We start from the raw sequence: 12,965 nt of genomic DNA on the forward strand, positions 1-12,965 counted from the left end.
AACCCATGACGACGATTGCCGAGATCAAAAACACCGCTGCGAGCAAGATGGACCAGTCGATCGCAGCGTTCAAGAACAACCTGCAGAAAATCCGCACGGGCCGCGCGAATCCCGCGCTGCTCGATACCGTGCACGTGGAGTATTACGGCTCCATGGTGCCGCTGAGCCAGGTGGCGAACGTGGCCTTGCTCGACGCGCGCACCATCAGCGTGCAGCCCTGGGAAAAGGGCATGGGCGCGAAAATTGAAAAAGCCATTCGCGAGAGCGAGCTGGGCCTGAACCCGGCTTCCATGGGCGACTTGATTCGCGTACCCATGCCGCCCATGAGCGAGGAGCGGCGCAAGGAGATGACCAAGCTCGCGCGCCACGAGGGCGAAAACGCCAAGGTGGCCGTGCGCAACCTGCGGCGTGAGGCCAACGAGGCGCTCAAGCGCCTGGTGAAAGACAAGCTCATCTCCGAGGACGAGCAAAAGCGCGCCGAAGCCGAGGTGCAGAAGGCCACCGACAAGCACATCGCCGAGATCGATGCCCTGGTTGCGACCAAGGAGCAAGAGATCATGGCGGTGTGAGCGCCGTCGGTGAATCGATTGACCTTTCTTTCTCAGGCGAAGTTCTTGCGCGTACGGCCTTCCTCCATGTCCTATTCCCCCGTGGTGCCGCACCACATTGCCATCGTCATGGATGGCAACGGCCGTTGGGCGACGCGCCGTTTTCTGCCGCGCCTGGCCGGACACCGGCAGGGCGTCGAATCCTTGCGCCGCTGCGTGCGCGCCTGCCTCGATCGTGGCGTGCAGGTGCTCACGGTATTTGCTTTTTCGTCCGAGAACTGGAGCCGTCCCGTGGAAGAGGTCTCTGGCCTCATGGAGCTGCTCGCGTTGGCGCTCGCGCGTGAGGTGCCTTTGCTGCGCAAAGACGGGGTGCGGCTTTATTGCGTGGGCGAGCGCACCGGGCTCTCGGCGCGGGTGCGCGAAGGGCTCGCGCAGGCCGAGGCGAGCACGGCAAGTCTGACGGATCCGGCGCGGCTCGTGCTCAACGTGTGCTTCAACTACGGCGGCCGCTGGGACATTGCACAGGCGGCGGCAGCGCTCGCCGCGCGCGGTGAAGCCATCACCGAGCAAAGTCTGCCCGGCGCGCTGGCGCTGGCCCATGTGCCCGACCCTGACTTGGTGATCCGCACCGGGGGCGAGATGCGCCTGAGCAATTTTTTGCTCTGGCAGGCCGCGTATTCCGAGCTGTTTTTCAGCGACAAGCTCTGGCCCGAATTCGACGAGGCGGCGCTGGACCAGGCCATCGCCGCCTACGCCGCGCGCGAGCGCCGCTTCGGCAAGACGTCCGAGCAGGTGCGCGCGGTGGCTTCCTGAGCCAACCGGGCGAAGGCAAGGAGATTTTCATGCTGCGCCAACGCATCATCACCGCCATCGTCTTGCTGGCCATTTTGCTGCCCGCACTGTTTTATCCCACGCCGCTGCCCTTGATGTGCGTGGTGCTGGCGCTGGTGGCTGCGGGTGCCTGGGAGTGGGGGCGGCTCAACGGTCTGGGGCCGGCGGCGGCGCTGGCGTGGGGTGCGGTGTGTCTGCTGTTGTGCGCGCTCACCTGGTGGCTCGGCTGGGTGGAGCAGCCTTTGCGCGCGCTGTGGCTGCTTGCGGGGCTGGCCTGGGTGCTGGGTGGCGCCTGGCTGCTGCGCGCGGGCGTGGCAGGCTGGCCGCACATTCCGCGGGCGCTGCGGCTGCTGGGCGGCCTGCTCGCGCTGTGGCTCGCCTGGCTCGCGCTCGCGCAGGCGCGCCGCATGGGCGTCAACTTTCTGCTCTCGGTGCTGGTGCTGGTCTGGGTCGCGGACATTTTTGCGTACTTCTGCGGGCGCGCCTTTGGCCTGCGCTGGACGCACAACAAGCTCGCGCCCACCATCAGCCCCGGCAAGACCTGGGAAGGCGTGTGGGGCGGCCTCATCGGCGTGCAACTGCTCGCCTTCGGCTGGGCCGCGGCGGACGCGCACTGGCAGGTGCAGCCGCCCAGTTTTTACGGCATGGTGGCGGCGCCCGGTGGCTGGCGATGGGGGCTGTTGGCCGTGGTGGCGTTGTTTCTGGGCGCCATGAGCGTGGTCGGCGACCTCGTGGAGTCGCTCGTCAAACGCAGCGCGGGCGTCAAGGACAGCAGCGGCCTGCTGCCGGGGCACGGCGGTGTGCTCGACCGCGTCGATGCGCTGCTGCCCACGCTGCCGCTGGCGATGATGCTGGCCCGCTGGCTGCAGGGCGCGCCATGAAGCAGCGCATCGCGGTTCTGGGCTCTACGGGCTCGATAGGCACCAGCACGCTGGACGTGGTGGCGCGCCATCCCGAGCGTTTCGAGGTGTTCGCCCTCAGCGCCGCGACGCAGGTCGATCTGCTGCTGGAACAATGCGCGCGTTTTCGCCCGCGGCTGGCTGCGATGGCGAGCGCTCCGCATGCACGCTTGCTTGCCGAAAAATTAGCACAAAATAGCCTCCCAACGCAGGTACTGCAAGCGCAAGAAGCTCTTGAATTGATAGCTTCGCACGAGCAGGTGGACACCGTCATGGCGGCCATTGTGGGCGCTGCGGGCCTCGCGCCCTGCCTGGCTGCAGCACGCGCGGGCAAGCGCCTGCTGCTCGCCAACAAAGAGGCGCTGGTGGTGGGCGGCGAGGTGTTCTTGGACGCCGTGCGCGCCGGCGGGGCGACGCTGCTGCCCATAGACAGCGAGCACTCGGCGATTTTTCAGTCGCTGCCCGAAGACCCTTCGACCTGGGCGCAGCGCGTCGAAAAAATCATCCTCACTGCCTCGGGCGGGCCGTTTCGCACACGCGCGCCGGCCACGCTGCGCGACGTGACGCCCGAGCAGGCCTGTGCGCATCCCAACTGGAGCATGGGGCGCAAGATTTCGGTCGATTCGGCCACCATGATGAACAAGGCGCTCGAGGTGATCGAGGCGCGCTACCTGTTCGGCCTCGATCCCGCGCGGCTCGAGGTGGTGATCCACCCGCAAAGCATCATCCACTCGATGGTGCAGTACCGCGACACTTCGGTGGTGGCGCAGCTGGGCACGCCTGATATGCGCGTGCCCATCGCCTACGGCCTGTCGTGGCCCGAGCGCGTCGAATCGGGTGCGGCGGCGCTGGACTTTCGCACGCTCTCGGCCATGACCTTCGAGGACGTGGCTGAGCACGACCATGCGCAGCGCTTTCCGGGCCTGCGCCTGGCCTGGGAGGCGCTGGCCGCGCCGCGCGGCACCACGGCCGTGCTCAACGCCGCGAACGAGGAGGCCGTGGCGGCTTTTCTGGCGCGGCGCATCCGTTTTGACCAGATCGATGCCGTGAACCGCGCCACGCTCGAAGCCGTGGCACCCGCGCAGCCCGATTCGCTGCAAGCCCTGCTGGCGCTCGACGCGCAGGCACGCCGCGCGGCAGACCAGGCCATTGCGCATTTGAGCGCCTGATGCCACACAGAACGGTGAGAATCGCGCCATGCTGACTTTGCCTGCCTTTCTCATTGCGCTGGGCCTGCTGATTGCCGTACACGAATACGGTCATTACCGCGTGGCCGTGGCCTGCGGCGTCAAGGTGCTGCGCTTTTCCATAGGTTTTGGCAAGCCCCTGCTGCGCTGGCAGCCCAAGGGCAGCGCGACCGAGTTCGTCCTCGGGGCTTTTCCGCTCGGTGGCTACGTGCGCATGCTCGACGAGCGCGAGGCGCCGGTGCCTGCCAACGAGCGTCACCTCGCTTTCAACACCCAGCCGCTACGCGCACGCGCGGCCATCGTCGCCGCGGGGCCGCTCGCGAACCTCTTGCTCGCGGTGCTTTTGTATGCGCTGGTGCACTGGATAGGCGTGCAGGAGCCCAAGGCCACGCTGGCTAGCCCGCTGCCGGGCTCGATCGCGCAAGCGGCCGGGCTGCAGGGCGGCGAGCTGGTGCAGCGCGCAGCGCTGGGCGCTGCCGAACTCGAACCCGTGCGTTCGTTCGAAGACCTGCGCTGGATCTTGACGCAAGGGGCGCTCGAGGGCACCGTCGTGCGCCTGGAAGTCGAGCCCACGCCGGGCGCACTGCGGCGCGAAGTGCTGCTCGACCTGACGCAGTTCGACACGCGCGAGGCCGACGCGCAGATGCTGCGCAAAATCGGCATCGCAGGCCCGTGGACGCGCCCGGTGCTCGGCGAGATCATGCCCGGCAGCCCGGCGCAGCGCGCGGGCCTGCAGGAAGGAGACCTCGTGCTGCAGGTCGACGCGACCCCCGTGGTCGACGGCCTGCAACTGCGTGAACTGATACGCCAGGCCGTGCAGGACGGCAAAGCCCAGGCGCAGACCTGGCGCATAGAGCGTGCGGGCACGGCGCTGCAGCTGCGCGTGCAGCCCGAGCCCCGTCAGGAGCCCACGGGCATCGTCGGCCGCATTGGTGCTTACGTGGGCGCGGCGCCCGAATTCGTGCGCGTGCGCTACGGCCCGCTGGAGGGCCTGGGCAAGGCCTTTGCGCGCACCTGGGACATCTCGGTGCTGAGCTTGCGCATGATGGGGCGCATGCTGATCGGCGAAGCCTCGCTGAAAAACCTCAGCGGCCCCTTGACCATCGCCGATTACGCCGGCCGCTCGGCGAGCCTGGGGCTGACGCCGTACCTCGCTTTTCTGGCCGTGATCAGTGTGAGCCTGGGCGTGCTCAACCTGCTGCCCGTGCCCGTCCTCGATGGCGGACACCTGATGTATTATCTTTGGGAGGGCGTGACGGGGCGGCCAGTTCCTGATCCATGGCTCGAGCAATTGCAGCGTGGCGGCATGGCAGTGCTGCTGCTGATGATGGCAATTGCACTGTTCAACGACATTTCCCGCTTTCTTGGCTGAACCTCACCGGGTTTCGATACGGCGGCTTGCGCTTGCTTTTACATGAAAAACCACTTCCATCGCTTCGGCGTGCGTACCGCATCGGCCTTGGCCGCACTTGTTTTTGCCGCCCATACGGCCTGGGCGCTCGAACCCTTCAAGGTGCAGGACATCCGCGTAGAGGGCCTGCAACGGGTCGAGCCCGGCACGGTGTTCGCCTCACTGCCCTTTCGGGTCGGCGACGAATACAACGACGACAAAGGCGCTGCAGCCATCCGCGCCTTGTATGCCCTGGGTCTGTTCAAGGACGTGCGCCTCGAGGCCGCGGGCAATGTGCTCGTGGTCGTGGTCGAGGAGCGCCCCACGATCGCCGACGTGGATTTCGTGGGCACGCGCGAGTTCGACAAGGATGCGCTGAAGAAAAGCATGCGCGAGGTTGGCCTCGCCGAGGGGCGGCCGTTTGACAAGGCCCTTGCCGACCGCGCTGAGCAGGAACTCAAGCGCCAATACATCAACCGCAGTCTCTACGGTGCCGAGGTCGTGACCACGGTGACGCCTGTGGAGCGCAACCGCGTCAATCTGACCTTCACCGTCACTGAAGGTGAGGCTTCGCGCATCAAGGAGGTGCGCATCGTCGGCAACAAGGCGTTCAGCGAATCCACGCTCAAGGACTTGTTCGACCTCAACACGGGGGGCTGGCTCAGCTGGTACACCAAGTCCGACCGCTATTCGCGCGCCAAGTTCAACGCCGACCTCGAGTCCTTGCGCTCGTACTACCTGCAGCGCGGCTTTCTCGAATTCCGCATCGAGTCCACGCAGGTGGCGATCTCGCCCGACAAGAAGGACATCTCCATCGTCATCAATGTGCACGAAGGTGATCGTTACGTGGTGCAGGCCGTCAAGCTCGAGGGCGACTATCTGGGGCGCGAGGACGAGTTCAAGTCCCTGGTCAAAATTCGTGCGGGCGAGCCCTACAACGTCGATCAGGTGACCGCAACCACCAAGGCATTCACGGAGAACTTCGCGCGTTTCGGGTACGCCTTTGCGCGCGTGGAGGCCGTGCCCGATGTCGACCGCGACAACGGCCGCGTCACTTTGGTGCTGCGCGCCGACCCTTCGCGCCGCGCCTACGTGCGCCGCATCAACGTCACGGGCAACAACCGCACGCGCGACGAAGTCATTCGCCGCGAGTTCCGCCAGTTCGAGTCCGCGTGGTACGACGGCGACAAAATCCGCCTCTCGCGCGACCGGGTGGACCGGCTGGGCTATTTCACCGAAGTGAACGTCGAAACCGACGAAGTTCCAGGCGCGCCCGACCAGGTCGATCTGGCCGTCAATGTGACCGAAAAGCCCACGGGCTCGCTGCAGCTGGGGGCAGGATTTTCGAGTGCGGAAAAAGTCACGCTGTCGTTTGCCATCAAGCAGGAAAACGTCTTCGGTTCAGGTAATTACCTTGGTATCGAGGTCAATACCAGCAAGTACCACCGCACCTTGGTGCTCAGCACCACCGACCCTTATTTCACCCAGGATGGCGTCTCGCGCACGATAGATATGTACTATCGCTCCGACAAGCCCTATGCAAACCAGGGTGGCGATTACGAGATCGACACCACGGGCGCATCCCTGCGTTTCGGCGTGCCGTTCAGCGAAGTCGATACGGTGTATTTCGGCGGCGGGCTCGAGCAGACCAAGATCAAGTCCGGCACCAACATCCCCGCAGCGTATCTGTATTACGCGACGCGCTTTGGCTTTACCAGCACGTCCGTGCCGCTGACCATTGGCTGGTCGCGCGACAGCCGCGACAGTGCGCTCGCGCCGACGGCGGGGCGCTACCAGCGTTTCATGTCCGAGTGGTCGGTGGCGTCCGATGCGCGCTACGTCAAAGGGGACTACCAATACCAGCAATACCTGCCATTGAACAAGCGCTACACGCTCGCCTTCAATGGCGAGCTGGGCCTGGGCAAGGGCCTCAACGGCCGGCCGTTCCCGGTGTTCAAAAACTTCTATTCGGGCGGTCTGGGGTCGGTGCGCGGCTTCGAGCAGGGCACGCTCGGGCCGCGTGATGTGACCGGGGCTGTGCTCGGGGGCACCAAGAAGCTCACGCTGAATGCCGAAATGATCTCGCCATTTCCTGGCGCCGGCAACGACCGCACCTTGCGCATTTATACCTTCGTCGATGCGGGCAACGTTTATGGCGAAGGCGAAAAGTTCGAGTTCAGCCAGCTGCGCGCCTCGGTGGGCGTGGGTTTGAGCTGGATTTCCCCGCTCGGGCCCTTGCGCCTGGGCTTTGGCCAGCCGGTGCATAAATTTGCCGGCGATAGAATCCAGAAATTGCAATTCCAGATAGGTACATCGTTCTAATGAAAGTCCTCTCCTCCACCCTTTCCCGTTGTCTGGGCGCCGCTGCTTTGATGGGCGCCCTGGCCGTTGCTGCGCCGGTGCAGGCGCAGGATTTCAAGGTCGGCTTCGTCAACACCGACCGCGTGTTCCGTGAGGCCAACACCGCCAAGGCGGCGCAGGCCAAGCTCGAACAAGAGTTTTCGCGTCGCGAAAAAGAGCTGATCGACCAGGGCAACGCCTTGAAAGCTGCCTCCGAAAAATTCGAGCGCGAGGCGCCCACCATGGCCGAGAGCCAGCGCACGGCACGCCAGCGCCAGCTCGTGGACCAGGACCGCGACTTCCAGCGCAAGCGCCGCGAGTTTCAGGAAGACCTGAACGCGCGCAAGAACGAAGAGCTCGCGCAGGTGATAGACCGCGCCAACAAGGTGGTCAAGCAGGTCGCCGAAACCGAAAAATACGACCTCATCCTGCAAGAGGCCGTCTATATCAACCCCAAGTACGACATCACTGACAAGGTGATCAAGGCGCTGAATACCTCCGCGGGTAAATAAGCGCACGGGTGGCGTGTGAGTTTGCGTCTCGGGGAGATCGTGGATGCGCTCGGCGGTGTGCTGGAAGGCGGGGAGCGCGATGCGGTCATCACCGGCATTGCACCACTCGATGCCGCAGGGCCGGGTGACATCAGCTTTCTGAGCCAGCCGCGCCTGCAGCCGCAACTGGCCGCCTCGCGGGCGGCCTGCGTCATCGTGGCGCCCGCCTTGCGCATGCAGGCGCGCGCGCGCGGCGCGTGCATCGTGGCGGCCGACCCTTACGTCTACTTTGCGCGCCTCACGCAGCTCTGGCGCCAGCGCCACGATCCCGCCGTGCCCCCCGGCATTCACCCGAGCGCCGTCGTCGAAGCCTCGGCCGAGGTGCATCCCACGGCCACGGTAGGCCCCTTGTGCGTGGTCGAGCGCGGCGCGCGCATAGGTGCGCACACGGTGCTGACGTCCCGTGTCACGGTGGGCGCGCGCTGCGAGATCGGCGCGCGCTGCCTGCTGCACCCTGGCGTGGTCATTGGCGCCGACGGTTTCGGCTTTGCCCAGGAGGGCGGCGCGTGGGTCAAGATCGAGCAGCTCGGCGCGGTGCGCATCGGTGACGACGTCGAGATCGGCGCCAACACCTGCATAGACCGCGGGGCGCTGCGCGATACCGTGATCGAAGATGGCGTCAAGCTCGACAACCTGATCCAGATCGGCCACAACGTGCACATCGGCCGCCATGTCGCCATGGCGGGCTGCTCGGCCATTGCGGGCAGCGCAACCATAGGCGCGCATTGCACCATAGGCGGTGCGGCCAACGTGCTCGGGCACCTGAGCTTGGCTGAAAATGTGCACATTTCGGCCGTGAGCCTGGTCACGCACTCCCTGCGCAAGCCGGGGCAATACACTGGCATCTTCCCCATAGACGAGAATGCGCGCTGGGAAAAAAACGCCGCCGCACTCAAGCAACTTCACAAGCTGCGCGAGCGCGTCAAGGCCCTGGAGCGCGCATTGCAAGAATCCAAAGACGACCCCCGATGATGGACATTCACCAAATCCTCCAACTGCTGCCCCATCGCTATCCATTTCTGCTCGTGGATCGCGTGCTCGACATTGACCTGCAGGCCAAGACGCTGCGTGCTATCAAGAATGTGACCATCAACGAACCGTTTTTTGCCGGCCACTTCCCCAAGCGCCCGGTCATGCCCGGCGTGCTCATGCTGGAGGCCATGGCGCAGACCTGTGCATTGCTGTCGTTCGAGACCGAAGGCGTCCGCCTCGGTGACGGCCAGGTGTTCTACTTCGTGGGCATAGACGGTGCGCGCTTCAAGCGCCCCGTGGGGCCGGGCGATCAGCTGGTGCTGCACTCGGCGCTGGATCGCGCGCGCGCCGGGATGTACCGCTTTCAGTGCAAGTCCATGGTGGACGACGAGGTCGCCTGCGAGGCCACCATCATGTGCACCATCCGCAACGTCGAGTGACGCGCCGGCCGCTTTGCGCGATGACCGCCCCAGGCACGCTGATTCACCCCACTGCGCTGATCGATCCCGCCGCCGAGCTCGATACTTCGGTGCAGGTCGGGCCGTACGCCGTCATCGGCGCGCAGGTGCGCATAGGCGCGGGCACCAGCATAGGCGCGCACTGCGTGATCGAAGGGCGTACGCGCATAGGGCGCGACAACCGCATCTTCCAGTTCGCCTCGCTCGGTGCCGTGCCGCAGGATAAAAAATACGCGGGCGAGCCGACCGAGCTCGTCATCGGCGACCGCAACACCATCCGCGAGTTCTGCACTTTCAACCTCGGCACGGCGCAAGATCGCGGCGTGACCACGGTGGGTGACGACAACTGGATCATGGCCTACGTGCACATCGCGCACGACTGCGTGGTCGGCAACCAGACCATCCTCGCGAACAATGCCACGCTCGCGGGCCATGTGCATATTGGCGAGCAGGCCATCGTCGGCGGGCTCACGGGCGTGCACCAGTTCGTGCACATAGGTGCGCACGCGATGGTGGGCTTTGGCAGCCATGTCTCGCAGGACGTGCCGCCGTTCATGCTCGTCGATGGCAACCCGCTCGCGGTGCACGGCTTCAACATCGAGGGGCTGCGCCGGCGCGGGTTTTCCGCGCCGCGCCTCGCGGCCATCAAGCAGATGCACCGCCTGCTGTACCGCCAGGGGCTCACGCTCGAAGCCGCGCGCGCCGCATTCGCCGAGTTGCCCGCGCAATTCCCCGACGCGGCCGAAGACGTGGCCTGCATGCTGGCCTTCCTTGACGCCTCGCGCCGCGGCATCGTGCGCCGCGCCTGAGAGGCAGAGTCTGAGAGTCTTTCGTCCATGGCCGCCTTGCACACCCAAACACCCCCGTTCGTCGTTGCAAATGCTCGCCATAGCCCGCGCTATGGCTGCGCTTTGCACCTTGAGCGGTGGCGTTTGGATGCGCCTTTCGGCCGCGGCCGAAAAACTTTCAGCCTCTGAGTTGACGATCTTTTCATGAGGTACGCATGACCGCGCCGCGTGTGGCCATGGTGGCCGGAGAGGCTTCGGGCGATCTGCTCGCGAGCCTGCTGCTGCAGGGGCTGCAGGCGCGCTGGCCCGAGGTGGCGGCGCACGGCATAGGCGGGCCGCGCATGCGCGAGCGCGGCTTTGACGCCTGGTGGCCCAGCGACCGGCTGGCCGTGCATGGCTACAGTTTCGAGGTACTGCGCCGGCTCGCGGGCATCGTGGCCATCCGGCGCCAGTTGCGTGCGCGTCTGCTGCAGGGGCGCCCCGACATGTTCATCGGCGTCGATGCGCCCGATTTCAACCTGGGCCTGGAAGCCGACCTGCGCGCCGCAGGCATCAAGACGGTGCACTTCGTGTGCCCCTCGATCTGGGCCTGGCGGCCCGAGCGCGTGGAAAAAATCCGCCGCAGTGCCGAGCACGTGCTGTGCCTGTTTCCGTTCGAGCCCGCGCTGCTCGCGCAACATGGCATCGCTGCGACCTACGTGGGCCATCCGCTGGCGAATGTGATCCCGCGCGTGCCCGACCAGGCAGCGGCGCGCCGCGCGCTCGGCTTATCCCAGGATGCGCCCGTGCTGGCGCTGTTGCCAGGCAGCCGCAGGGCCGAGGTGCACTACCTCGCTCCAGCCTTTTTTGACGCTGCAGCGCTGATCCATCAAGCACAGTCAGCTATCAAAATGATTGTTCCGGCGCTGCCTGCATTGCGCGCGCGCATCGTGCAGCAATTGGAGGCGCGCGGCCTGGGCGCCGTGGTGCAGGTGGTCGAGGGGCGCTCGCACGAGGTGCTTGCGGCCTGCGACGTGACGCTGATCGCGAGCGGCACGGCCACGCTGGAGGCGGCGCTGTTCAAGCGCCCCATGGTGATCGCCTACCGCATGCATCCGCTGAGCTGGCGCCTCATGCGGCGCAAACAGCTGCAGCCCTGGGTGGGCCTGCCCAACATCCTGTGCCGCGACTTCGTCGTGCCCGAACTGCTGCAGGACGCCGCCACGCCGCAGGCGCTCGCCGCGGCGACGCTGCAGTGGTTCGACGCGCGCACGCAGGCGCCGGACACCATCCACGCACTCGTGCAGCGCTTCGACGCCCTGCATGAGAGCCTGCAACGCAACACCCCGCAACTCGCCGCCGATGCGATCGAAAAAATCCTTGTCCGCTGAGCAGGCCGCGCTGTTCGACCGATTGCACCTTCCGCACGGCGCGGCGCTGGTCGCGGGCGTCGATGAGGCCGGACGCGGCCCGCTCGCCGGCCCCGTGGTCGCGGCCGCAGTGATCCTCGATGAGCTGCACCCCATCGCGGGCCTGGCAGACTCCAAAAAACTCAGCCCCAAACGGCGCCTGGCACTCTACGACGAGATCCGCGCCAAGGCGCTGTGCTGCAGCATCGCCGAGGCCAGCGTCGAAGAAATCGACCGCCTCAACATCCTGCAGGCCACGCTGCTTGCCATGGCGCGCGCGGTGCAGGGCCTGCGGCTCAAACCGCGGCTCACGCTCGTCGACGGCAACCGCCTGCCCGCGTTCGACATGCCCGCGCAGGCCATCGTCGCGGGCGATGCGCTGGTGCCGGCGATCTCGGCCGCATCGATTCTGGCCAAGGTGCAGCGCGACCAGTGGTGCGCGCAGATTGACATGGACTACCCGCAATACGGCTTTGCCGCGCACAAGGGCTATGGCACCGCAGCGCACCTCGCGGCCCTGCGCGCGCATGGGCCTTGCGAGCACCACCGGCGCAGCTTTGCGCCCGTCGCGCAGCTGCTGGAGCGTGCGCCATGAGCGCGGAAAAACGGCCGCGGCCGGCGGGCGATCTGTCGGCACCCAGCGCCGAGCCAGCGGCCGCCGGCAAAGACGCCGCCATCACGCACATCCATTCGCGCGACAACGCCTTCGTGAAGGCGCTGCGCCGCCTCGCGCAGGACAACACGGCCTACCGCAGCCAGGGCCAGGTCTGGATCGAGGGCGACCACCTGTGCCGTGCGGCGCTGGCGCGCGGCTGGCAGCCCAGCGTGGCCGTGTTTGCAGAGTCTTTTTGGCCTTTGGCGCCCGATGATTGGGCGCAAGCAGCTCATAAAACAGTAGTGCTTTCGGATGCGCTTTTCGCCGCCGTGAGCATGCTCGAATCGCCTGCGCGCATGGGCTATGTGCTCGATCTTCCGCCTGCCGCGGGCTTGCAGGCCGGCGTTGCCACCGTAGTGCTCGACCGCGTGCAGGACGCGGGCAACGTGGGCTCTGTTCTGCGCAGTGCCGCGGCCTTTGGCTTTGGTCAGGTGCTTGCGCTCAAGGGCAGCGCCGCGCTGTGGTCGCCCAAGGTGCTGCGCGCCGGCATGGGCGCGCACTTTGCGCTGCGCCTGGTCGAAGGTCTGGCGCAGGACGACGTGCAGGCGCTGGCTCTGCCGCTGCTCGTCACGAGCTCGCACGCGGGCGATTTTCTGCATGAGGCCAAGCTGCCGTGGCCCTGCGCCTGGGTGCTCGGACACGAAGGGCAGGGCGTCAGCCCCGCGCTCGAAGCGCGCGCCGCGCAGCGCATCCGCATCGCCCAGCCGGGCGGGGAAGAGTCGCTCAACGTCGCTGCGGCCGCGGCGATCTGCCTGCATGCGAGTGCGGTGCAAGGGCACGCCATGCCCTTGCTGCACCGCAGCAAATAGACCTGGCCCGCCGCAGGGCGCGGATATAATGGGCGGCTTTTCTCGCATAAGCGCCGTCCCAGCATCCAAAGCTACTACTTTTTTGAGAGCAGTCACGCGCAGCCAGGCTATGCACGTCGGTGCCTTGCCTTGCCCGGCGCAGCCTGCGG

13 protein-coding genes are annotated in these 12,965 nt (G+C 66.2%); all 13 read left to right on the forward strand.

Annotated features, from left to right (window positions below; translation table 11 throughout):
• The first annotated feature begins 5 nt into the window (after positions 1 to 5).
• The 13 genes from frr to PYV55_RS00150 all read left to right on the forward strand — a co-directional run bounded on the left by frr (position 6) and on the right by PYV55_RS00150 (position 12,816).
• The gene (frr, locus tag PYV55_RS00090) at positions 6 to 569 is read left to right on the forward strand and encodes a ribosome recycling factor (RefSeq protein WP_275848094.1); all 564 of its coding nucleotides are present in this window, start codon (positions 6 to 8) and stop codon (positions 567 to 569) included.
• A 66-nt stretch (positions 570 to 635) separates the two neighbouring features.
• Entirely contained in the window at positions 636 to 1,361 is a 726-nt protein-coding gene (gene uppS / locus PYV55_RS00095; RefSeq protein ID WP_275848096.1) for a polyprenyl diphosphate synthase, read from the forward strand.
• Positions 1,362 to 1,390: 29 nt separating this feature from the next.
• Positions 1,391 to 2,260 (forward strand): phosphatidate cytidylyltransferase, encoded by an 870-nt coding sequence (locus PYV55_RS00100; RefSeq protein ID WP_275848098.1) that lies wholly within the window; start codon positions 1,391 to 1,393, stop codon positions 2,258 to 2,260.
• On the forward strand, positions 2,257 to 3,447 hold the full coding sequence (gene ispC / locus PYV55_RS00105) for a 1-deoxy-D-xylulose-5-phosphate reductoisomerase (RefSeq protein WP_275848100.1): 1,191 nt from the start codon (positions 2,257 to 2,259) through the stop codon (positions 3,445 to 3,447). Before PYV55_RS00100 ends, ispC begins: the two co-directional genes overlap by 4 nt.
• A gap of 28 nt (positions 3,448 to 3,475) precedes the next feature.
• Positions 3,476 to 4,837 (forward strand): RIP metalloprotease RseP, encoded by a 1,362-nt coding sequence (gene rseP, locus PYV55_RS00110; RefSeq protein WP_275848102.1) that lies wholly within the window; start codon positions 3,476 to 3,478, stop codon positions 4,835 to 4,837.
• Positions 4,838 to 4,879: 42 nt separating this feature from the next.
• On the forward strand, positions 4,880 to 7,177 hold the full coding sequence (gene bamA, locus PYV55_RS00115) for an outer membrane protein assembly factor BamA (protein ID WP_275848104.1): 2,298 nt from the start codon (positions 4,880 to 4,882) through the stop codon (positions 7,175 to 7,177).
• Positions 7,177 to 7,707, forward strand: a complete 531-nt coding sequence (locus tag PYV55_RS00120) for an OmpH/Skp family outer membrane protein (protein ID WP_275848106.1) — start codon at positions 7,177 to 7,179, stop codon at positions 7,705 to 7,707. Before bamA ends, PYV55_RS00120 begins: the two co-directional genes overlap by 1 nt.
• A 15-nt stretch (positions 7,708 to 7,722) precedes the next feature.
• Complete coding sequence (gene lpxD / locus PYV55_RS00125; RefSeq protein WP_275848108.1) at positions 7,723 to 8,718, forward strand: UDP-3-O-(3-hydroxymyristoyl)glucosamine N-acyltransferase; 996 nt, start codon at positions 7,723 to 7,725, stop codon at positions 8,716 to 8,718.
• Positions 8,715 to 9,158: a 3-hydroxyacyl-ACP dehydratase FabZ gene (gene fabZ, locus PYV55_RS00130; protein ID WP_275848111.1), complete on the forward strand. Its 444-nt coding sequence runs from the start codon at positions 8,715 to 8,717 to the stop codon at positions 9,156 to 9,158. Before lpxD ends, fabZ begins: the two co-directional genes overlap by 4 nt.
• A 20-nt stretch (positions 9,159 to 9,178) precedes the next feature.
• Positions 9,179 to 9,985: an acyl-ACP--UDP-N-acetylglucosamine O-acyltransferase gene (gene lpxA, locus PYV55_RS00135; RefSeq protein WP_275848113.1), complete on the forward strand. Its 807-nt coding sequence runs from the start codon at positions 9,179 to 9,181 to the stop codon at positions 9,983 to 9,985.
• 194 nt (positions 9,986 to 10,179) lie between these two features.
• Positions 10,180 to 11,334, forward strand: coding sequence for a lipid-A-disaccharide synthase (lpxB, locus tag PYV55_RS00140; RefSeq protein WP_275848115.1), 1,155 nt, complete (start codon positions 10,180 to 10,182; stop codon positions 11,332 to 11,334).
• Positions 11,306 to 11,947, forward strand: a complete 642-nt coding sequence (gene rnhB, locus PYV55_RS00145; RefSeq protein ID WP_275848117.1) for a ribonuclease HII — start codon at positions 11,306 to 11,308, stop codon at positions 11,945 to 11,947. The genes lpxB and rnhB overlap by 29 nt, the downstream gene beginning before the upstream one ends.
• Positions 11,944 to 12,816, forward strand: a complete 873-nt coding sequence (locus PYV55_RS00150; RefSeq protein ID WP_275848119.1) for a TrmH family RNA methyltransferase — start codon at positions 11,944 to 11,946, stop codon at positions 12,814 to 12,816. Before rnhB ends, PYV55_RS00150 begins: the two co-directional genes overlap by 4 nt.
• The last annotated feature ends 149 nt before the right edge of the window (positions 12,817 to 12,965 follow it).

This window comes from Extensimonas soli, assembly GCF_029211265.1.
Taxonomy (GTDB): Bacteria; Pseudomonadota; Gammaproteobacteria; order Burkholderiales; family Burkholderiaceae_C; genus Extensimonas; species Extensimonas soli.